At 47.7% G+C, this 21,245-nt stretch carries 13 protein-coding genes; 11 read left to right on the top strand and 2 right to left on the bottom strand.

Annotated features, from left to right (window positions below; translation table 11 throughout):
- Positions 1 to 144: 144 nt before the first annotated feature.
- Positions 145 to 4,128 (bottom strand): PKD domain-containing protein, encoded by a 3,984-nt coding sequence (locus tag C3B51_RS19310; RefSeq protein ID WP_240701932.1) that lies wholly within the window; start codon positions 4,126 to 4,128, stop codon positions 145 to 147.
- A gap of 350 nt (positions 4,129 to 4,478) precedes the next feature.
- On the opposite strand from C3B51_RS19310, the gene C3B51_RS19305 reads away from it, so the two are divergent.
- The 6 genes from C3B51_RS19305 to C3B51_RS19280 all read left to right on the top strand — a co-directional run bounded on the left by C3B51_RS19305 (position 4,479) and on the right by C3B51_RS19280 (position 10,726).
- Entirely contained in the window at positions 4,479 to 4,796 is a 318-nt protein-coding gene (locus C3B51_RS19305) for an antibiotic biosynthesis monooxygenase family protein (protein ID WP_130246091.1), read from the top strand.
- A gap of 56 nt (positions 4,797 to 4,852) precedes the next feature.
- Positions 4,853 to 5,563, top strand: coding sequence for a helix-turn-helix transcriptional regulator (locus tag C3B51_RS19300; protein ID WP_130246090.1), 711 nt, complete (start codon positions 4,853 to 4,855; stop codon positions 5,561 to 5,563).
- 259 nt (positions 5,564 to 5,822) lie between these two features.
- The gene (locus C3B51_RS19295; protein ID WP_130246089.1) at positions 5,823 to 8,258 is read left to right on the top strand and encodes a TonB-dependent receptor; all 2,436 of its coding nucleotides are present in this window, start codon (positions 5,823 to 5,825) and stop codon (positions 8,256 to 8,258) included.
- 171 nt (positions 8,259 to 8,429) lie between these two features.
- Positions 8,430 to 9,056 carry a hypothetical protein gene (locus C3B51_RS19290; RefSeq protein ID WP_130246088.1) on the top strand — a complete coding sequence of 209 codons (627 nt, stop codon included), beginning with the start codon at positions 8,430 to 8,432 and terminating at the stop codon, positions 9,054 to 9,056.
- 134 nt (positions 9,057 to 9,190) lie between these two features.
- Positions 9,191 to 9,928 carry a substrate-binding periplasmic protein gene (locus C3B51_RS19285; protein WP_130246087.1) on the top strand — a complete coding sequence of 246 codons (738 nt, stop codon included), beginning with the start codon at positions 9,191 to 9,193 and terminating at the stop codon, positions 9,926 to 9,928.
- Positions 9,929 to 10,006: 78 nt separating this feature from the next.
- Complete coding sequence (locus C3B51_RS19280; protein ID WP_165389202.1) at positions 10,007 to 10,726, top strand: substrate-binding periplasmic protein; 720 nt, start codon at positions 10,007 to 10,009, stop codon at positions 10,724 to 10,726.
- Here the strand turns inward: C3B51_RS19280 and C3B51_RS19275 are convergent.
- The gene (locus C3B51_RS19275) at positions 10,723 to 11,229 is read right to left on the bottom strand and encodes a GAF domain-containing protein (RefSeq protein ID WP_125717996.1); all 507 of its coding nucleotides are present in this window, start codon (positions 11,227 to 11,229) and stop codon (positions 10,723 to 10,725) included. The two genes, C3B51_RS19280 and C3B51_RS19275, sit on opposite strands and share 4 nt — an antisense overlap.
- Positions 11,230 to 11,304: 75 nt before the next feature.
- Here C3B51_RS19275 and C3B51_RS19270 point away from each other — a divergent pair, with 75 nt between their 5' ends.
- From C3B51_RS19270 to C3B51_RS19250, 5 genes are all read left to right on the top strand, one after another.
- Entirely contained in the window at positions 11,305 to 16,020 is a 4,716-nt protein-coding gene (locus C3B51_RS19270; protein WP_130246085.1) for an ATP-binding protein, read from the top strand.
- Between the two features lie 67 nt (positions 16,021 to 16,087).
- Complete coding sequence (locus C3B51_RS19265) at positions 16,088 to 17,293, top strand: EAL domain-containing response regulator (RefSeq protein WP_125718000.1); 1,206 nt, start codon at positions 16,088 to 16,090, stop codon at positions 17,291 to 17,293.
- Complete coding sequence (locus C3B51_RS19260; protein WP_125718002.1) at positions 17,290 to 17,649, top strand: response regulator; 360 nt, start codon at positions 17,290 to 17,292, stop codon at positions 17,647 to 17,649. Before C3B51_RS19265 ends, C3B51_RS19260 begins: the two co-directional genes overlap by 4 nt.
- Positions 17,650 to 17,696: 47 nt before the next feature.
- Positions 17,697 to 18,917: a response regulator gene (locus C3B51_RS19255; RefSeq protein ID WP_125718004.1), complete on the top strand. Its 1,221-nt coding sequence runs from the start codon at positions 17,697 to 17,699 to the stop codon at positions 18,915 to 18,917.
- An 83-nt stretch (positions 18,918 to 19,000) separates the two neighbouring features.
- Complete coding sequence (locus C3B51_RS19250; RefSeq protein ID WP_130246084.1) at positions 19,001 to 21,154, top strand: DUF6351 family protein; 2,154 nt, start codon at positions 19,001 to 19,003, stop codon at positions 21,152 to 21,154.
- Positions 21,155 to 21,245: the final 91 nt, after the last annotated feature.

Raw genomic sequence — 21,245 nt, 5'->3', positions numbered from 1 at the left:
TCCCCCGCACACTAAAAAGCGCATAGTCTAACCGAGCATAAAGAGCGGGCCAACGTTTAAATTCTCGTGCGACAAGAGGAAGAGGACGCCACAAGCTACAGAACGCAACAGCATAGCCTATGGCAGTCCGAGTTGAACTCATTTTTATTTACGAGCTGGCGTACCTTCGTTTAAGTAAGCTTTAGGTTTTTTGTGAATCTCACCAAAACTGTCACTTGCGTTCACTTTATACCCCTTTAAAACGTTAGCCGGTAAATATTTTGCTGCTAAAGCAGACTGGGGCTTGTTAGCAGCGGTGGCGATAGATTCAGATGGTGAACGCTCAACGACCTCTAAAGTATCAACAATCCACCCCCTGAAGCCATTGAATAAGTGGTCTCTGGTCTTGAAATCGAACCTGATGATTATCACATCTCCGGCATAATCAGAAAGATCAACTTCCTCAAGTGCCCAAACAGGTTTGCGGTTATAGCCACCTGAAGAAAAAGGACGCGGATCCCGATTCCAGTCTGCATCATTGGGATCAACAAAAGGGTTCAACTTTTTGATCGTCTCAAAGGAACTCCCCCCGTCGGTACTAATTTGTATTTCCATTATGTCAAAACCATTTTCATTGGGATTCACAGATTCGATTTCCCACCAGGTTCTGAATCTTAAGTACGGTGATGTAATCGATACAAGATTAATACTTGGAGAGGTAAGCTGTCCGCTATTACTGCTGGTTGATGTACCTCCACTCAGTAAGTGATCTAAATTCAATTGCGTCCCAATGAAAGAACCCGTGTCAGGTTGCCCATACCACCATACAAAGTCACCATTAAACGCAGCTGGCAACAATGCCTTTGGTCCAGCTTCATCTGGCGCCAATATAGAATAGCCCCCATCCACAAACGTATTGGCAATTGTGTTGTTATTAAGATTTATCTGATTCCAAAAACCAGTTGCAGTCCACCCCCCGACACCCTGTTCAAAGTCATCAAAAAACACTGTATTATCTGATAGATCGACTGGTGCTAAAGTAAAGTTCTCTACTCTCCCCTTCCCGGAAAGCACAATGACATCTTCCTTAACGACAGTGGTATAACCAAATCCTGAGGTCTCCATTATAAATGCTGGTATAGCATTTCCATCGGAATCTGTTTTTGAAATATTAGAAATAACATAATGGCCGCTCGCATCTGTGGTTGCCGTCGCAAAGAAACCGTTAGTCTGCTCACCACCTGAAATCCTGATAGATGCTCGAGCAATCGGCTTACCGTCCACATCAATGACTTGACCGCTCAATGAGCCGACAGCTCCAATGGAATCTCGCGTCATATTAAGGTTCACTTGCTGACTTTGTAGTTCATTGATAGTAAATGTTGTTACAACATCTTGGTAGTCTGTAAAACTGCCACGAGCCCGGTATATACCAGGTTTCATATAGGCAACCAGATTGCCGTTATCATTAGTCAAGCCCGTCGAAGTAATAGGCAGTCCTGTTAATAATTCAATACCCACTTCTACTGCCGGTAACGGCGCCAGCGAGACTGTATCTAGCGCTGACATGCCCACTGTCGAATAACTGAACTCATACTCTTTGCTGGCTGTGGTTTCATCGTTACTATCAGGGTTTCGCAAAGTCACCATCGCGACTATACGTTGATAGGGCGTAGATGTATCAAGGAAAGGAGTAACGGTATTCCCATCTACAGACATTCCATTGACATAGTGCCAGGTTGTGCCGCCATCATTGCTCGATTGCAGCTCCCACTCAACGCTCACGACATCCAGATTTTCATCAACTGAGCTGAATACTATTTGCGCCTGAGCGGTAAATGGATCAGGGATTGAATCTGTAACAGTCACTTTACTGTCAATGATTTCCTGTGCTTTCTCTAAAGCTTTTTCAGCATTTAAAACAGGGATTGGATGTGTCAGTGTTTCGATATTTGAATTATTTTCACCTTCGTCACCCGATGCAATATATCGTTTTGATACTGCTTCAGTTGCACTGTTGATGAGAATATCTTTTACCTCTTTTCCTGTAAATCCAGGGTACAGTGAATAAACAAGAGAAGCGACCCCTGTTACAACAGGCGCTGCGGCTGATGTGCCGTCGAATCCACCACTTCCCTCGGTGCCATAGCTATTTCCTTCATAATAGTCAGAGGTGCCATCACTTGTTACTCTTCTGCTGCTTTTGAGCTCCGTAGGCGCAGCAAGATCTATCGTATTTCCATAGTTACTGTAATGGACCAATTTGCCATCAACGCCAACGGCAGCAACCACAATAACATTGTCTAATTTTGATAAACCACCAAATGAATTTAAATGTAGTGCGCCATTTTGCGTTTTTGCATTAGCCCCGTCGTTTCCAGCCGCCCAGACATGCAATACATTCTCATTTTTTTCGGCTATTTTTCTATACTTTCTGGTGTGGACAATACCTTTAATAGTCGAGCCAGAATCATGTCCCATATCTCCCCATGAGTTGTTTACCACTTTAACCTTTTCTTCGCGAAGGAGAGAAACATAGCTACTCTTATTGTTTTTGGCAGCTCTCATCAAGGAAACATGATTTATACCGGAAATACCTACAGAATTATCCGTTGAAGCACCGATTATACCTGCCACACCTGTTCCGTGGTCGTCGTTACCAGAAGTCAATAATGTGCTGAACCTTTTAGACAGGTCCTCATGGTTTGAGTAATATCCACTGTCTGTTATACCGACAATGATTTCTGAGGAACCTCTTGTGTAATCCCATGCGTTAACTAACTTAGCTCCATAAGTCGCATTCTCTAAATGCCAGTTACTGCCCAAGTCGTTAAAGCTGTCTCCATCGTTTGGAGTAAAGAAATTTTTGTCTACGTTTTCCCCTACATAATCTCTTAGCGCAACAGAGCTAACGCCGCTCTCTAGTTTGAGCTCTTCAATTACTTCTTTGGAGGATAAATCAGTTTCATCAAATTCAATTAAAAGCCCTTCGACTGGATCATATCCAATTACTGTAAGACTCGCGTAATTGAGCACAATGTTTCTAAGCTCGGCTTCAGTAAGGTGTGCTGAATGAACCCAAGCTTGGTTCTTTATCACCCCAACAAGTTCACCTAGATTAACACTGCCGTCATTCCCTTCAATTTTTGAGTTGTCGAAAGAAAAAACCGGGCTAACTGAGAAGGAGGTGGCTTTTTCTGAACCATTACTTGCAGAGCGAACAACCACTTTATAATCACCAGGTTCTGACGCTGTAAATGTGACCGACTTTTTATCATTGGACGCGCTGAGCACTAAATTTGAAGAATTTGGTTGTGATACCACCTGCCACTCAACTTCACCCACATCTTCATTTTCACTCGTAATCAATGAAACGGTCGTGGCCCGATTGTGAACCGGGGTGTCGCTATACATCAGTGGCAAACTTGATATCTGAGCGAAGGTCGGCTGAATTGTTATTGATACGGTATCACTGTAGATAGCACCGTCATTATCTGTAACGGTTAACTCAAACTCAGCAACTTCTGGCGTAGCAATATTGGGCGCCGTGAAACTAGCTGTAGCTGAATCTGTATTTGCAATTGTGACAGCGGTGCCCGCTGTTTGCGCCCAGCTAAAACTTGTTATTGTGCCATCTGGATCTGTGCCTGAGCCAGCCAAAGTGACGTCTGTTTGCTCTTCTACTGTCTGGTCTTCACCTGCATTGGCAGTCGGCAGTTGATTAACATTTTGAACGACAATATCAACGCTGTCCGTAGTGGTCGCACCGCCATTGTCTGTCACGGTTAGCTGAAACGTTAGTGTCTCATCTGCTGAAACCTCTGGCGCCGTAAAACCGGCGGTTGCTGAATCTGCATTTGCTATTGTGACAATCGTGCCCGCTGTTTGCGCCCAGCTAAAGCGTGCTACAGAGCCATCAGGATCGGTGCCTGAACCTGACAAAGTAACATCTGTTTGCTCTTCAACTGTTTGCTCTTCACCTGCATTGGCTGTTGGAACAGCGTTTCTTTGCTGTAACTCCCCTTTGTCACTACTCGAATTATCTGAGCCACCTCCACACCCCACTAGAAACGCGGAAGAAACCATGGCATAAAACATGTTTTTTATAGGAAGTGAAGATGTAACCATCCCCTGTATTGTTTTTGGCATCACTGCCTCCTTTTCGGTGTTTAATTTAATCCTTACCCTTAACAACTAACTCCCCCAAAATGCTCAAATACCAACTGGCACAATGGAAGATAATACCAACATTCATGTTCCCATGGAGTACAACAGAAGTAAACGACTGGTTTCAGTGCAATTATACAAGCTTCATAGTGCTTAAAGACCAGTAGTACTTACGTGAACATAACTTTGCTTTGAATTAGTAGTTGCCATTGATATTTTGAAGAGCCTGCCAACCCCCTTTAATAGTGACATCTGTTGTTGATAACCCTACTGACACTCCCTGACACCACCGCATGTTTTACTGTCACCAACTTAAACAAGGAGACAAAACCATGAGTACCAACTGTGTAGAAATCGCCACTTTCAAACTGGCTAACGGTGTCACTGAAGCTGACTTTTTAGAGCAAAATGAACACTTTATGGCATATATCAAAGCGCAACCAGGATTGCTGTATCGTTCGGTTTCAAAACATGCAGACAGCGGTGTGTACACCGACCTTGTGTACTGGAATACGCTGGAAGATGCCAAACGCGTGCAAGCGGCTTTTGCGCATGAGCAAGTCTGTCAGCAGTTTGCGGAACTGATTGACAAGGACAGCCTGTCACTGACCTTAACTGAGGTAGTTGCACAAACGCCTTGCAGTGAGTAACCTGACCGGGCGTATGAATGCCGGGGCCCTGTCCCGGCGTTTTTTTGGAGACAGTCGTGCACAAATCTGAGCGTTTATTTCAGCTGGTTAACCTGCTTAAAGGGCGGCGTCTGGCCATTACGGCTAAACAGCTTGCCGAGCGGCTAAACGTATCTGAGCGAACCATCTACCGCGATATTCAGCATCTACAAAGTTCAGGCGTTCCTATCGAGGGCGAAGCCGGTATTGGATACCTGATAGCGCAATGTGACCTGCCACCTATGATGTTTACCGTGGCGGAGCTGCAATCTTTACTTCTGGGCACACGCATGGCCAGCGCCTGGACCGATCCGGTATTATCGGAGCATGCCAGCAGTGCCATGGCAAAAATTGAGGCAGCGCTGCCCGAGCACCTAAAACAACAACTGGACGACTTTCCCTATGTGGCCGCCAGCTTCGGCCACACCGAAGATCATCAAAGATTCAGCAGCACATTACGTGAAGCCGTGGTACAAAAACGCCAGGTTCGATTGCATTACAAAGATGCCAAAGAGGCCTATAGTGAGCGTGACATAGAGCCACTGGGATTGGTGTACTGGGGCGGTAAATGGACCATTATAGGCCATTGCCTTTTGCGCAATGACTATCGTGAATTCCGCCTGGACAGAGTCTGCGATATTTCTTTGCTGGCACACCCTTTTGAGCTCACTAAAGAAAAAAACCTGCAACACTATATCGCCCTGGTAAAGGCAAAATATGCAGACGAGGCAGACAAGACCAGTCCTTAGCCAGCTTCCGAGGACGTGCTCTGAGCAGGTTGCAGGTGAGTGTAAACAATCATCGGATCTGCGTGCTTTTTTTACTCGATTGTTTTTATTTAATAAATTATCAATAATTCATTCTCAGCAGGTAAACCAGATCAAATAATTCGCCACACAAGCAACATTTATTAAACGCAAATGAGAGTTGTTATCATTTAAAATCACTGTTAGTATGCCCTCCCTCTGCAGTCCCGAAGCCGGGTTCCTTAGTTGTATGGAGTGTAAAATGCAATTCTCTCGCTCGAAGAATTCACCAAATATGTTGGCTAATGCCGTTAAAATCGCCCTGCTGGGTGCCGCTGTGAGCAGCCCTGCGGCTTTTGCTCAGAACACTGACGAAAACATCGAACGGATCAGTGTTTACAATAAACACAATAAGTTGATCCTGGAATCAGGCACAGCCACTAAATCCAACATGGCCTTAATGCAAACGCCAGCTGCCATTGTGGTGGTTGATAAAGAGTTACTCAAAGCACAAAACGCCACAACGCTTCAGGAAGCCCTGCGTAACGTCAGTGGTCTGGGACAAGCTGGTAACAACTATGGCATTGGTGACAACCTGACTGTACGCGGCCTGGGCGTCAACTACACCTACGATGGCATGTATGGCGGTGCTGACTTAGGCAACAACTTTAACCCTACCCGCTCGATGACCAATGTTGAGAGCATTGAGGTATTAAAAGGCCCGGCAACCGGTTTATACGGTATCGGCGCCGCAGGTGGTGTGGTTAACCTGGTTGAGAAAAAACCTCAGCAACAAGACGCATTTGAGATCAGTGCCAAAACGGGCAGCTGGAACAGCTATGGTATTGGCTTTGATGCTACGGGTGGTCTGAACGACCAGTGGGCCTACCGCCTGGTAACCAACCATGAACGCAGCGACGGTTATCGCGACCTGCAGTCAGACCGAGACGAAGTGTATGCCAGCCTGAGCTTTGATGTAAACGCCAGCCACAAGCTACTGCTTTCAACCGCTTATATCGACGATGCGCTGCAAATCGACTCTATTGGCGATCCGGTGCGGATCATGAACTGGGACAGCACTAGTGGTACGCCTGGTAATCTGAGCGGTAATGATCTGCCAAACGATGCCAAAATGGATGACGATGGCAAAAACTATTTGGGTGTACAACTGACCGCGCAGCAACGCGAGCAGCTGGCAGCCTCAATCCAGGCTACCGATGGCCTTAAGCCTTACAACCTGGGCGATGGCAGCCTGATCTCGCCTTTGTCTAAACCAAACGAAGGTGAAGAGCTGCGCATCAAACTGCGTCATGACTGGCACATCAACAACGATTCAACCCTGACACAGCAAGTCTTGTGGCGCAGCTATGATTCTGAGTTTGCACGCCAAACCGGTGCATATAACTATGTGTACTGGGAGCGTCGCGGCGTCATTAATGCGGACCCTCGCGCACCGCTGCTTATTGATGGCGAACTGCATCCCTTTGCCGCCCGTCGTCAGGAATACCGCCGACAGGTTGCTGAAGAACAAACCTGGCAATACTTTGCCGATCTGCAACTGGGCTGGAGCCTGGGTGGCGTGATGGGTGAACACCTTGTCAGCGTAAACTATGAAAACCGGGAAATGGCACTGAAGAGCTGGTCAGCTTACGATGCCGACAGTGCCAAAGGCGACAACGCAATCCCGTATATTCTGGATATTCGCAACCCGAACTGGGGCACTGGCGACATCATGGATTACGACCCGTCACTGCGCAGCAACTATGATAAGTCGCTGGATGCCTATGGGATCAGCTTCCAGGAAGTCTTGTATCTGACAGATCAGTTAACCGTACGTGCCGGTCTTGCGTATTCTGCGATTGAACAGGCTTATCAGCACAAAGGCAGCGACCGTGCGCCAGAAGCCAGCAAAGAGCTGGATTCAGATGACTCAGGTATGACCTATAATTTTGGTGTTAACTATCAGGTTCATCCGCAGCTATCTGCGTTTGTTAATGTCGCCAAAGGCCGCACGGCTTACAGTATTTTAGGTGCACTGTCCGATGAGACGGCTTCACCAAACCGTCCAGATTCTGAGTCAGAGTCACTGGATCTGGGGATCCGCTTCACAGCGCTGGACGAAGACTTACTGGGTTCAATTGTATGGTTTGAGACCAGTCGTACTAACCTGCGATATGCCAACCCGCTGTATAATGATGACCCTAAAGACCCTGAGTACAACATCAGTGTTGTCCAGTACTTCTACGACGATGAAGATGAATCAAAGGGTGTTGAAGTCGACCTGAACCTGGCACTGGCCGAGTCAGTTGATTTAAACCTGAATGCCACCTGGCAGGACGCAATTGAGATCCGTGCTCAGGAGCGCTCAGAGCAGAAGAAAGGTGTACCAGAAAAAATGGCCAGCGCCTGGGTTAACTACCAGTTGCCAGCAACGGTTATGGAAAACCTGACCCTTAGCCTGGGTGTGAACTATGTGGATGAGCGTACCGTTAATTCGGCCTCTTTCGGCCTGCCAACAGCAACCATCGACAGCTACACACGCTGGGATGCGGCGGCGCGCTATCAGGGTGACAAGTACCAGGTCCAGCTCAATATTGAGAACCTGACGGATGAGCGTTATTACAGCAAAGCGCTGTTCCTTGGCGGCCTACCAGGCAACGAGCGTAACGTTAAGCTGTCGGTAAACTATCAGTTCTAACGCAAAGGGTCCGTAATCCAATAACCGGTTACCAACGGATTAACAAAACACAAAAGCGAAGTGGGCCTGCCTACTTCGCTTTTTTATTACCAGATTTGTAACCCCGTCCTGAGAATAAATTTAGGTACATTCCTTGCTTAGGTATTACCAACTGTGCAAAGGAATTACCAAATGAAAATTAACACAACTCCCCCTCAAAGCGCCTTTTCTGCTAATCAGTATGCTGCACACAATGCGGCACAACTGGATAAACAGGCGCACTTTACACAGCAACTGAACGATGCCATGGGTGCAGCCGGGCGATCACAACCAGACAACGAGGTTGCGGTTTCTGTTGGGGTGGATTATCAAAGTATTTCTGAGCAGGCCAGCAACTACTATCAGATTGCCAGAGACAACGCCTACAAACGCGTTGATTCGAGCCAACCAGAAAAGCAGCAGCAGATCCAATTCTACCAGGAAACCATGAGCGAAATCATGGAGATGCCAATCGAGGTCAAAGTAGAACCCCACGAAGTCAATGAAGCCTTACTGTTCAATAACCTCGGCATTGACTTTCTGGCCTATAAAGAGCTCAAAGTCCGAATTGAAATGCTCGACCTGACAGAACAAGAAATAACTGATGATAAATCGCTTGAGACTCATGAAAAAGACAAACTGAAAGACAAAATTAATGAACTCAAAGCCAAACTGGAAGCGGCCATCGATGAGCTGCTCGGAGACAGCCAAGATAAACCACTAGAAGCCGACGCGATCGGCACACCCAGTGACGTGTTTTCGCTCTATCAGACTCCTTAGATAACCAGCCGCACTGGTTGATACGATACCAGAGCATCAGGCAGTGCAATCACGCTCAGCGTACTATACTGAAATTATGTCGATTTACAGCTTAGTGCCGACCCCTGATCGGCCTGATTGTAAGGTAGGTTGCAATGCATCAGTTAGTACGTTTGGCTGCCCTGTATCCACTGATAAGCTTTGGGGCAACCTATGATACACCCAATCTCGATTGGGTGACCGAGGATTATCCGCCATTTAACTATCATATAAATGGTGAGATAGAGGGCTTATCTATTCGCATTTTAGAGCGCATTTACCAGGACCTGGGCTGGACGCTGGACAGAAGAAACATCATGCTGGTGCCCTGGCCCAGAGCCTATCGTATGGCCATGACCTCGCCTAAGACCTGTATATTTTCGATTACCTATACTCAGGAGCGGGCGCAGTTATTTCAGTTTATTGGCCCTTCGCTTGATAACCAGGTGGCCATCATGGGCCATAAAGAAAACGACTACGAAGTTTCAGACCTCAGGGACCTGAAAAACTACAAAATTGGCGTGGTTAAAAACGACATCGGCCACCAGCTGTTGCGCCAGTCCAAAGTACCACAAGACAACCTTGTTTTTCTGGCCTCCGGGTTTGAGCTGGTACAAATGCTCAAACTAAAACGCATTGACTTAATCGCCTATGGCGATATTATTGCCCGTTTTCAGTTCAAACGGGCTGGCATAGACCCGGCGCACTACCGCGTCATTTTGCCCCTGTCTCGCTCCTATCTGGGCTTTGCCTGTAACAAGCAGGTTAATACACAGTGGGTGCGCAGTATGAACCAGGCACTGCGGCGTTTACGCCGAAATGAGCCGTCGCTGTTTTCGCCCCAATCATATTAACGCTTTGCAGAGGAGCCAATGACACGTTTTTATTTGCTTTTCATCTTAGTATCTTGTGCAACATTTGCAGGATTATCGGTGAGCGCATTCGCTTGGGCATCGCAACCAGAGCAAGGTGAAAATTCTGAGCCCATCACCGTCTGTTTTGAGCGCTGGCGTCCTTTTAGCTATACCGATCACGGCGGGATTGCTCGTGGCCAGGAAGTCGATCTGATCCGAGCTGCTGCCCGCTCAATGAATCGCACCGTGGAGTTCAGCGAACTCCCCTTTAAACGCTGCGTTGCTAACGTTAAATATGGCGATACGGATTTTTCACTTCATGTAGATAAAACGGACGGACTGGCCATTTTCTCAGACTCGGCAACATCCTGGCAGCTTAGCCTGGCGGTATCAGCTGCCCGGTATAAGAGCATGGCAGAGTTCAGACGCCTGGATACACCTCGGATCATGTTAGCGACGGAGTACCCTTACCCCAAAGCGGTATATCGAAAACTCGAAGCGCTGAATGCCAGATTAGTCAGGCGCTCTTATTATGAAGAAAACGACGAGCATGCAAAAACCTTCTTTAATATTCTCTCCACAGCACGTGTCGATGCCATACTGGTAGATAAGTTATGGGCAGAGCATATCGTCAATCAGTTCAGGCTCCCGGTGGTGATATTGGCACAGGACTTCCACAGCGAGCCACAGTATATTGGCTACCGTCACAGCAACGGTGCACTTGCCCGGCAACTCGAAGCGGCTATGGCTGCCTTGCCAGACGATTTGGTGACTGAGATTAAAGCGCGTCAATACTAGCTGAATGTCTGCTGGCGCGCCAGTTTAACCAAACGCTCCACCACATCCGCAGCAACCTGAGTTAAAATAGAGGCATCGTGGTCGTTAAACTCTCTGGGCTCAAAGTCAATCAGGCACAAAGTGCCTATCTGGCTGCCATTAGGGTGCCGTAGAGGGCAACCCGCGTAAAACCGGATACTCAGCTCCCCTGTCACCAAAGGGTTATCAAAAAACCGCTCATCTTTTAGGGCATTATCCACAACAAAGACCCCTTCCTGACAAATGGCATGACCACAAAACGAGATATCGCGGTGTGTTTGCTCTGCATCCAGTCCCACTTTGGATTTAAACCACTGCCTGTCGCTGTCGACCAGACTAATAAGCGCAATGGGTACATTAAATACATGGGCGGCAAATTCCGTGAGCCTGTCCAGCTCGGCATCGGGGAGGGTATCAAGCGCCTTTAAGTCATGCAGCGTTTTCAGTCGCAGTGCTTCGTTATCTGGAAGTGGTGGATTTTTCATCCAAATGACCAATTAACCGTTAGTTTATAAACTATAGTTAAAAATGCCTGAACGTCTACATTAAGGACAGCACACGTGCATGTGCAATTAAAAATTATTGTTTGGTTAATACTGGTGCTGGTCAGTTTACTCTCACTCGACCGATATTCACGCGCCTATTTTGCCTCCCATCACCAGATAGTGGCAACACAGGACAGCCTGCATAACGTCAGCTATATGCAACAAATAAGCAATGCCATCTTCGCTTTGCAAAAAGAACGCGGCTATACATTTGGCCTGTCGGAGCGTGCCTCCGGCGAAACACTCAGCCAACTCAATCTATATCGCAATGCCAGTAACGCAGCACTCGTGGACATCGCAGCTCAGAGCGCACAAAACCCCAATTTGCTCTCATCGTTACCCAATACAGCCGAACTGATGAACCTCAGAGCCCTGTTTGACCAACGTCTGCTCACCCGGGAGCAGGCAATGACACTTTATACGGCAAAAATAAATGCGCTGCTGGATTTGTTTTTGGCAATTGAGCTCAAAATAGCCGCCGATGCGGTTAACACACATTTATACAGCCTGACCCTGGCCATTGAGCAGGCCGGCAAGCTCAGGGCACATACCTATGCCATGCTCAACAACACACTGGACAGTCGCGCCAGCGCCATATTTGAGCTCTCGACTTTACACAACACCCACCGGGCACTGCTGGGCAACACGCCATTTGGCGAAGACATTGCCACGCAAATAACCGCTTTGCAAACCCAGCCACAGAATCAGATATTAAATGATGTACTGGTGGCACTCGAACAAACCGGGCAGAGTACATTCAATGCGCAGCAATGGTGGCAACAAAAAACACAGTACCTTGAGCAGCTCATCAACATTGTCAGCACACAACTGGCTGCCCACCAGCAGCAGCTCAGCACAGAATTGAGTGAACACAACGCGACTAAAGCAAACTATGCCCTGTTCGCTGTGATTGCGTTTGTATGTGTGGTCATCACCAGTGTTTTACTGTGGCGCACACTGGGACGCACCAGCAAACCAAAGCGACACCAGACCCCGGTCAAACTCTCCCAGCTATTATTACTACTGGGGTTGATCGTGTCGTTTATTATGTCTGAGCACGACATTAGCCAGGGTGAGCTAAGCAACGGCCTGTACACCCGTTCAGCGAATGAATTGAGCAATAACCTGGCCTACTCCGTGATTGCCATTGATAATTTATGGCTGAAACCGCTAGCCGAACGTCTGCACACACTGAGCATTACCAAGCAGCCGGTTTTTTCTAATGCTACAGGGACCGAGTACATAGGTAAGTTTACCCTTTCGGATAATGACCTGGTCGGGCTGTTTCCTGCCACTTTGCCCGTACAAAAACTACAAAAAACCATAACAGACAGCATTGCCAGACAAGGGGCTAAGTCACTTTCTCTGGCATTGATGTCTGACAGCAATAACAAACTTTATAGTGTCTCGACGGCGCCGCAGGCCAGCGCAAACGGGTTGTCAGATATACTGCTGGTATTGATCCAACCTGTGGACGATACCCTTACTAAGATCCTCAAAATGCCCGTTGCTTATCAGGGGATCACCACACACTTGCTGTTCAACGACATAGTGATTGGTCGCAACGACTACTCAACCGACAAAACTGCCACACTGCCCAAAAACGGGCTAGAGCTGGTACATGAAAATTTTGCCTTCGGGTTTACTATCAGGGCAACTCAGGACCCAGAGCAAATTGAAGGTTATATCAATACCTTGCAGCAGGAGTTTTCGGTGCAACTAGCCCTTTTGCTGACGCTGAGCCTGACCGCACTGGTACTGGCCCACCGGGCTCAAAACCGCATTATTGAGCAATTACAACATTCCGAAACGCAGCTTGATAAGGAGCGTTTGCTACTGTCTAACTCTGAGCAGATTGTCGGCATGGGCAGTTGGGAATGGCAACAAGGTAGTCGTAACGTATTGTTATCAAAGACACTGAAAACACTATTAGATGTACAAGCTAGCGGCAAATACGTGCCTTATACTGAGGTGCTTCGTAAATTAACACAGGCAAGCAGGCGCACCTTGCTCAAACATCTGCGCACTCAGACGCTGGATTCACAAGTAAAACTCGCACTGAGCTTCTGTAACGACGGGTCTGAAAAGCAACTGGAAGTGATCATGACATCACACCAGACAGATGCGACCGACTCGCTATGTGTGGTTGGCGTGGTGCGAGATATTTCCGAGCAAATCGCGCAGCAGCAAAGACAAAGCAAGTACCAGGCGTCATTGCAGGCAGCCCGCCAGGAAGCGCTCGATCGCATGAAAGAAGCAGAGACCCAGCGCCACGAGGTGCAGCAGCTGCTGCACCGTAATCGCGAAACCGAAAGCCTGCTGGAAGCAACCCTGGACAGTATTCCGGCCTTTATCCTCCTCCTGGACGGTGACGCTAATATCCGCCTGATCAACCGCTTTTGGTATAAAAGTAAACGCCTGAACCTGGAAGAAAGTGGTCTGTTTATTAACACCCTGATGCGGGTGAACGACAACCTGATTGACGTTATTTCTTTGCTGCCACTGTCGAATAAAAAGCCGCTGCTCGAAGCGCTGACAGCCGCAAAAACACGCGACCTGTATTACAAGGATATGGAAATTTGCTATCAGCTGGACGGCGCTAAAATGTGGTTTGAGGTGATCCTGACCAACATTATGTGTAACGATAAAAAATACATGTTGCTCTATCAGCATGATATTACTCAGCGCAAAAACGACGCCACCATACTGGCCGATGCCAAAGAAACCGCCGAAACCGCCAACAAAGCCAAATCCCGCTTTCTTGCCACTATGAGCCATGAGATCAGAACCCCGATGAACGGCGTGGTCGGCATGCTGGATATTTTGTCGCAATCCCGGCTCAGCGATGAGCAGCGCCATCTGACCTCAGTGGCTAAAAATTCAGCCATGATGCTGCTTAGGATCATAAACGACATACTCGACTTTTCTAAAATCGAAGCAGGTAAAATGGTCATTGAGCATACCTCCTTTAGCTGGCAAAACCTGACCAAAGAACTGTGCGAACTGATGAGCCATCAGTGTCACGAAAAACGCATCAACCTGAACTTTTATTTTGACCCGGCTTTAGGCTACTGGCACAAGAGCGACCCCATTCGGATCCGGCAGATTTTACTTAACCTGGTGGGCAATGCCGTCAAGTTCACTAAAACGTCAGCCAGTAAAATCGGCAATGTGGAAGTATTTGTATCGCCTGGCGCTGAGGCCGGGTATCTGGAGATCAGCGTCAAAGACAATGGCAAAGGCATGAGTGAAGAGCAAACTCAGGGGCTGTTTAAGCCCTTTGTCCAGGCGGATGACAGCATTCAGAGAAAATACGGCGGTACCGGGCTTGGGCTATCTATTACTATGCGGCTGTGTGAGTTGATGAATGGCTCCATAACGTGCCACAGCCTGGAAGATGTCGGGAGTAACTTTATCGTGACTTTGCCGTTTGCGCCCAGCGAAACGGGCGACCAGGAAATTGCGATAAATTTTTCTGGGTTAACCGCTTATATTGTCTCGGATGATGATAAATTTGAGCAGGATTTGGCACAAAACCTCAGCGCTCATGGCATGCATTGTCAGCTCATTAGTGATGAGGACCTCAATGCCTATTTGCTTGCCCGGCTGAGCGTTGATTATCTGATCATCACCAGTGAAAAATACCAACACCTAGTTACCAATGGGCAGGACATCATTTCCACCAACAGTGAACTCAAGTGTCTGGTATTGGAGCACACCAGTATCCAAATGCCAGCCATCGAGGGCGCAAATATATATGCAATAGAGAATAACCCCTACTATGCGGTCAGAGTGATTGAGAAAATTGCCACACTGGAAGGCCAGATCAGCCCGGAACCAGATATCAGGCAGCTTGCCAGTGAAGAGCAGTTACCAACGATTGAACAAGCACAGCAAAGAAATGCCTTAATTCTGGTGATAGAAGACAACGTTTATAATCAGGATTTGTTTAAGCGTCAGCTAGCTTTACTTGGCTTACAGTGCATTATTGCCGAGCACGGCGCCATTGCGCTGGAACTAATGCAGAAGTATCAGTTCTCTTTGATCATCAGTGACTGCCATATGCCGGTCATGGATGGGTATACCTTTGCGAGAACCTACCGCGAACTTGAAACACAGGGCAAAGTACCCAGCCTGCCCATCATCGCAGCCACGGCGAATGCACTCAGTGGCGAGCGCGAAAAATGTCTTAATGCCGGGATGGATGACTATATCTGCAAGCCCATAGTATTGCATGCTCTGCGCAGCAAAATAGAACAATGGTTACACAGGCCACAAGCCTCTGAATTAGCGACTCTGAACGGCCATACGTCAGAGCAACTTGGTCCGCAGGCCGAACAACCTGAAGTGGCTTCACCAACAGCTCAGGCAGCGGCTTCTGAACCGGAACCCCCTACAGCACGTATCGTAAATTTAAGTGTGCTGGAAAACTATGTTGGCACTGACAGGGCGATTCAGAAGCAATTTTTACAAGGCTTTTTGGCCGACTCCCGCCCTTTGGTGGAGGGGATGAATGGCCGCAATGAAGTGTCGCTCAGCACCATTAAAAACACCGCGCACCAGTTAAAATCATCAGCAAAGGCCATTGGCGCGCAGTCACTTGCTGACGACTTTTTCGCGCTGGAACAAGCGGCTAAGGCAGAAGATGTCACGCAGGTACAGGCCTTGCAAAAGGTCTGCGACGAAAAGTTTAATGCCGCATGTGTAGAAATAGAAACTATACTTGAGTAAAAAGTATGGCCGCGCAAGTCGTACTCAGGACTATACATGCTAAAAACGCAGGGTCACAAAAGGCAAGATGAATAATCTGATCAGAGTAATCGCAATCGATGACAACCAGCTAATAATTACCCAGCTGGAATTGTTACTAAAACAAGTTGCCCGGGACGTCGACTATCATGGCTTTACGGCAGGTCGCCGTGCCTTAGATTCAGGGCTATGTGACTCTGCATCCCTGATTTTTTTAGACTTGAACATGCCCGAAATCGACGGCATAGAATTACTGCGTATTTTTGCCGATGCCAAGTTAACAACGCCTATCGTTTTGCTCAGCGGCGAAGACAAAGACGTACTCGAAACCGCCAGTAACCTGGGTACAATGCACAACCTTAACATCATCTCGAATATCGACAAACCCGTGTCTTTACCCCGACTAAAAGCGCTGCTTGAGTGTTTGGATCAGCACCACAGAACTTCGCCCACTGTGCCAGAAAAAAGCTATAACGCCAGTGACATTCGCATTGGACTGGACCGAGCGCAATTTAAAGCCCATTACCAACCCAAAGTATCGCTACAATCGCTCAGCGTGATTGGCATGGAAATACTGGCGCGCTGGTATCACCCTTTCGATGGGTTAGTATCTCCCGGCGATTTTATTCCTCAACTCGAACGCGCCGGTTTATCAGCCGAACTCTCATTACAACTACTGACACAAACCCTGGCGCTTTACGACACACACTATGAGCAGATTAAATCGCTGAGTTTCAGCCTGAACCTTAGCGCTGGTGCGCTGTACGACATTGAACTGCCAAACAAGCTGGCCACTTTGTGTGACCAATACTCCGTACCGCGTAAACAAATCATCCTGGAGATCACAGAAAGCCAGCTGCTCGACAACCTTCCCCGCACACTGGAGGTGTTGTTACGCTTCAGATTAAAAGGGTTTCCGCTGTCAATCGACGACTTTGGTACGGGATTTTCAAGCTTTACCCAGCTCAATCAGGTACCCTTTAGCGAACTCAAAATAGACCGCAGCTTTGTCCAGAACTGTGATACAGACAGCAAAAAACAGGCGATTGTCTCTGCGACCTCTGATTTAGCAAAAAAATTGTCATTAAAAACCGTTGCCGAAGGCATAGAACATGCTGGTGAACTTAACTACTTACGTAAATGCGGCATTGATGTCGCGCAGGGCTTTTTGTTCGCCAAACCCCTGGCCACCGATGCCTTGTTGAACTGGCTTGAGCACAACCTCGACAAGCCACTGGCGGAGTGGGGAACATGAGCCAGAGTGCTATCCTGATTGATGATAACGCTCTGTTTCTGAAGCTACTGAGCAGCCAGCTTGCCTCTTTAGGGGTAAGCGTGTCGCTGGCAAGAGACAAACAGGAGCTACTGGCACACCTTGAGTCTAACTGGTACGACTGGGCATTTATCGATGCCCATCTGGAAGATGGCGAATGCGGGCTTCAGCTGGCTGATGTGCTCAAAGAGCAGCAACTAAATCATGAGCGCCCCTGCACTTTGGTAGGTATGTCGGGTGATGAGATCTGTGCCAGTCGCTATGCCAGTGTAGGAATAAGCCAACATTTTGTAAAACCCATCACCCTGCAACAGCTTAGAGCCCTGCTCTGTGTGTAAGTGTTATAGCAGCAAGGTATGAAACATGTTCCGGGAAGCCGCATACGATGACAGGAAATAGCCCTAATCACGCACAGCGTCGACCTCAGGTCATTATCATTTGTGACAAAACCGATGAACTGACCGGTGTAATAGAAATTGTTGAGGCACACACTGACGCCTACCGCACCGTATTTCACTGGGAGGAAACGGCAGAACTCATCGTAGAAACCAACCCGCCAATTATTCTTATGGCAAAGAATGATGTTGCCGGCAGTATAGAGATCTACACTGAACTGTCGAAACAAGGACTACTGAATTATCCGCACAAAAACATTTTACTATGCGAAAACAAAGAATCGGGTATCGCTTTTAAGTGCTGCATGAAGGATATCTTCAGCGACTACTTTGTGCACAAGCCCATGTACGAAAACTACCGCTTCAGAATGATTTTACACAATGCGCTAAACCAGGTGTCGGGCAGCAATAAAAGCGCTCAGCTACAGGAAGCCCATTTTGGAAAAATCGACGACAAATTGCGGGTATTAATTGACGATGTTGCCCAGTACCGGACCAAAACTGAAGATAACTTTGCGCAAACCCGGGATGAAATTGCAAAGCAGCAGGGTCATAATGATGTGCAAAAGCAAATGCTTGAACAGCTTAGAGAGCAACATATTAACCCGTTAATGGCACAGCTGGAACATCAACTGACTTCCAGCGTAGAATTACTTAAGTCCCAGCTTAAGGACAAACAGGTCTCTTTAGCTGAACTATCTGCACTGCTGACTGAAAAACGTGTTCCCCGCAGTGTATCCGCAGCTCAAATGCAACCAGCCAAAGAAGAACCTGCAACGCCCCCTAAGTCTGTATCAGCTGCAGAACCAGCAAAACCCGAAGTACCCAAAAAAATGCGCATTCTGGTGGTGGAAGACAACGAAATATATCGTGAAATGCTGCTCAAAATACTTCGCGAAGAAGACCACATTACCGAATATGCCACAACCGGCCTTGAAGCGGTGAAGCTGTTGAAGAAGAAAAAGTTTGATATGGTGTTTATGGATCTGTTTATGCCCGAGCTGGATGGCTATAACACCACTAAGAACATACGTACCTTCAAACACTGTAAAACACTTCCTATCATTGCGCTGTCGACCAATCGCAACAAAGAATTGATCCGTAAATGGGCCAGCCTGGGCCTGATGGGCTATATCACTAAGCCTTCTACCAAGCTGGCCATACTCAAAGCCATCGACAAAGTTCAGGGAAGTTACAACACTGCCCACTGAAATAACAAATAAACAACAATGCACCTGGCACTTTCGCCCTACACTTATTAGTATGAGCGGCGGTTATCACAGCAGAGGTCGTTATGGGCAAAAAAGCAGGCATTGTTGTTCTTGTCATCTTGCTCCTTGGAGCAATCATAGTTGCAGTCTTTCAGTATTACCCTCACCAGGATGAGGCAAGCTCACGACAGATAAACGCGATTGCAAAGCCTGACGCTAACCCACTACTGAGCTTTAAACCACACATATCGGCAGTAACCAGACCACCCGAGACCTTTGCGTTTCCTATTGCACTGGGGGAAACTGGACCCGCGACTAACCTCTACTCAGGCCCTAATCAGTATCCTTTTTTTTGTATGACTCAGGAGTCGGAACTTGGTCAACCTTTGGTGGATAATCAGCAGGGCCTTGGCATTCCTGTATATCAGGGCGATCAAGTGATCGGCTACAGCAAAGATTGTTCACTGCCCTCTCAATTGTTTTATTTCACGCTGATTGAACAAAACGGCGAATTTTCAGCCATCCGGCTTGATGAAGCAGCCGCCAGAAAACACAATTCGTCGCCTTTATTCAGGGTGGAGCAAGGCACCATCAATCGCTTTATTTACACCCTGGTCATGCCCATTTCTAATCAAGAGGTTGGAGAGCGTCTTGCTCAATCCCAGTGGAATAAGAAGCTCATATATCAGTTTAATGGCGGATCGGGTATTGGTTACCGGCAAGGTCGCCAAAAGGCCTCAAGGGTAATGACTCGTCAGGCACAGCAATTACTGGATGGTTATGCGGTGATCAGCTCCAGTGGTAACAAAACCAGCTATACCTACAATATGCTGCTGGCAGAAGACACCGCAAGGCGCGTTAAGCAACAGTTTGTCAGCCTCTACGGCGAGCCCCTTTATACTGTGGGCATTGGCGGCTCAGGGGGAGGTCTGGCGCAATATCTGATTGGTCAAAATAGCACGGGAATATTAGATGGATTGATCCCCCTATACAGCTACCCGGATATGATCACACAAACAACCTATGCATTAGATTGTGACTTGCTTAATAACTACTTTACTTTTCGCTCAAATAACCCCAAAGCCTGGCGGGACTGGGAGCGCAGGAGACAAATAGAAGGCCTGAATGCGATTAACGAATTTCCACAAAAGGCCGGTTTTTTACAACCCCTAAATCAACTCATGGCAGGGTTTGTCCCTTCATTTCCGGATGGCAACAGCGAATGTATTAATGGTTACTTTGGGTTGTCTGCATTTATCAACAATCCCAGACAAGGCTTTTTACGGCCCTTTTTTTCTGATGACGTGATTGCACAGACCCACTGGAGTTACTGGCAGGATCTGAAACATATTTTTGGCACCGATGAGCAAGGCCTTGGCAGAAGTACCTGGGACAATATCGGCGTGCAGTACGGGCTAAATGCACTGCGCGAAGGCCATATCACCTTCTCCGAATTTATCCACATTAACCATCACATTGGTGGCTGGAAACCTCAATCTGAGATGCGCCAGGAAGAAATAGCCTTGCCACTTGGTACCCGTATTCCTATCTGGCTTACATTGTGGGGCAATCATAATATCACGAAAGCGTCAGAGGGCCCGGCCCCGAGGCATCAGGGCTCCATACAGGCAATGGAGCAGGCTTATCGCGCCGGTCAGGTCTTCATTGGCAAAGTCGACCTGCCCATTATTGATGCGCGTCATTACCTGGAAAATGAGCTGGACATGCATCACATGTCGGCTTCTTTTTACAGTCGGGTGCGGATTGCTCAGCATCAAGGGCACAGTGACAATCATGTCATCTGGGTTGCCCACAAAGATCACAATCCCACGGCAGCGGCCTTTAAGGCAATGGATGACTGGTTACTCACGATGAGGGATAACCCACAGTTAAGCGCAGCAACCGCAAGGCCCGAAGCTTTACAGGATACCTGCTTTAATCAGGACGGCAGTATTTACGCCGCAGGCTCAGACGTATTTGACGGGCAATGGAATAACCAGCCTCAGGGCCAATGCCAGAGCCGCTTTCCCATGTTCAGTACGAGCCGTATTCAGGCCGGTGGAGGCTGGGGCGGCGATATGTTTAAGTGTCCTCTGATCAGCATTGAAACAGCCATCGACAAAGGCTGGTATTTACCATTTGATGCTCGTCCTCACCTGGATATCCTTAAAGCAACGTTTCCTCAGGGCGTCTGCGACCATGAAGGGCGTGATCTGGGTCGTCCCAGTGACTTATGACGGTGGTTTTGAGCAGAATGCGTATTTTCGTTAAATGAATTTCACCCCTTTACGGCAAGGATGCTTTAAATTAATACCAATTTGCTTAATT

Source organism: Pseudoalteromonas rubra (assembly GCF_004212645.1).
GTDB classification, from domain to species: Bacteria; Pseudomonadota; Gammaproteobacteria; order Enterobacterales; family Alteromonadaceae; genus Pseudoalteromonas; species Pseudoalteromonas rubra_G.
This window is presented reverse-complemented; position numbering and strand designations above follow the sequence as displayed.

Excerpts from the sequence above, each read along its gene's own strand:
- C3B51_RS19295 (WP_130246089.1), top strand. The coding sequence starts at position 5,823 with ATGCAATTCTCTCGCTCGAAGAATTCACCAAATATGTTGGCTAATGCC.
- C3B51_RS19250 (WP_130246084.1), top strand. The coding sequence starts at position 19,001 with ATGGGCAAAAAAGCAGGCATTGTTGTTCTTGTCATCTTGCTCCTTGGA.
- C3B51_RS19290 (WP_130246088.1), top strand. The coding sequence starts at position 8,430 with ATGAAAATTAACACAACTCCCCCTCAAAGCGCCTTTTCTGCTAATCAG.
- C3B51_RS19260 (WP_125718002.1), top strand. The coding sequence starts at position 17,290 with ATGAGCCAGAGTGCTATCCTGATTGATGATAACGCTCTGTTTCTGAAG.
- C3B51_RS19305 (WP_130246091.1), top strand. The coding sequence starts at position 4,479 with ATGAGTACCAACTGTGTAGAAATCGCCACTTTCAAACTGGCTAACGGT.
- C3B51_RS19310 (WP_240701932.1), bottom strand. The coding sequence starts at position 4,128 with ATGCCAAAAACAATACAGGGGATGGTTACATCTTCACTTCCTATAAAA.
- C3B51_RS19255 (WP_125718004.1), top strand. The coding sequence starts at position 17,697 with ATGACAGGAAATAGCCCTAATCACGCACAGCGTCGACCTCAGGTCATT.
- C3B51_RS19275 (WP_125717996.1), bottom strand. The coding sequence starts at position 11,229 with ATGAAAAATCCACCACTTCCAGATAACGAAGCACTGCGACTGAAAACG.
- C3B51_RS19285 (WP_130246087.1), top strand. The coding sequence starts at position 9,191 with ATGCATCAGTTAGTACGTTTGGCTGCCCTGTATCCACTGATAAGCTTT.
- C3B51_RS19265 (WP_125718000.1), top strand. The coding sequence starts at position 16,088 with ATGAATAATCTGATCAGAGTAATCGCAATCGATGACAACCAGCTAATA.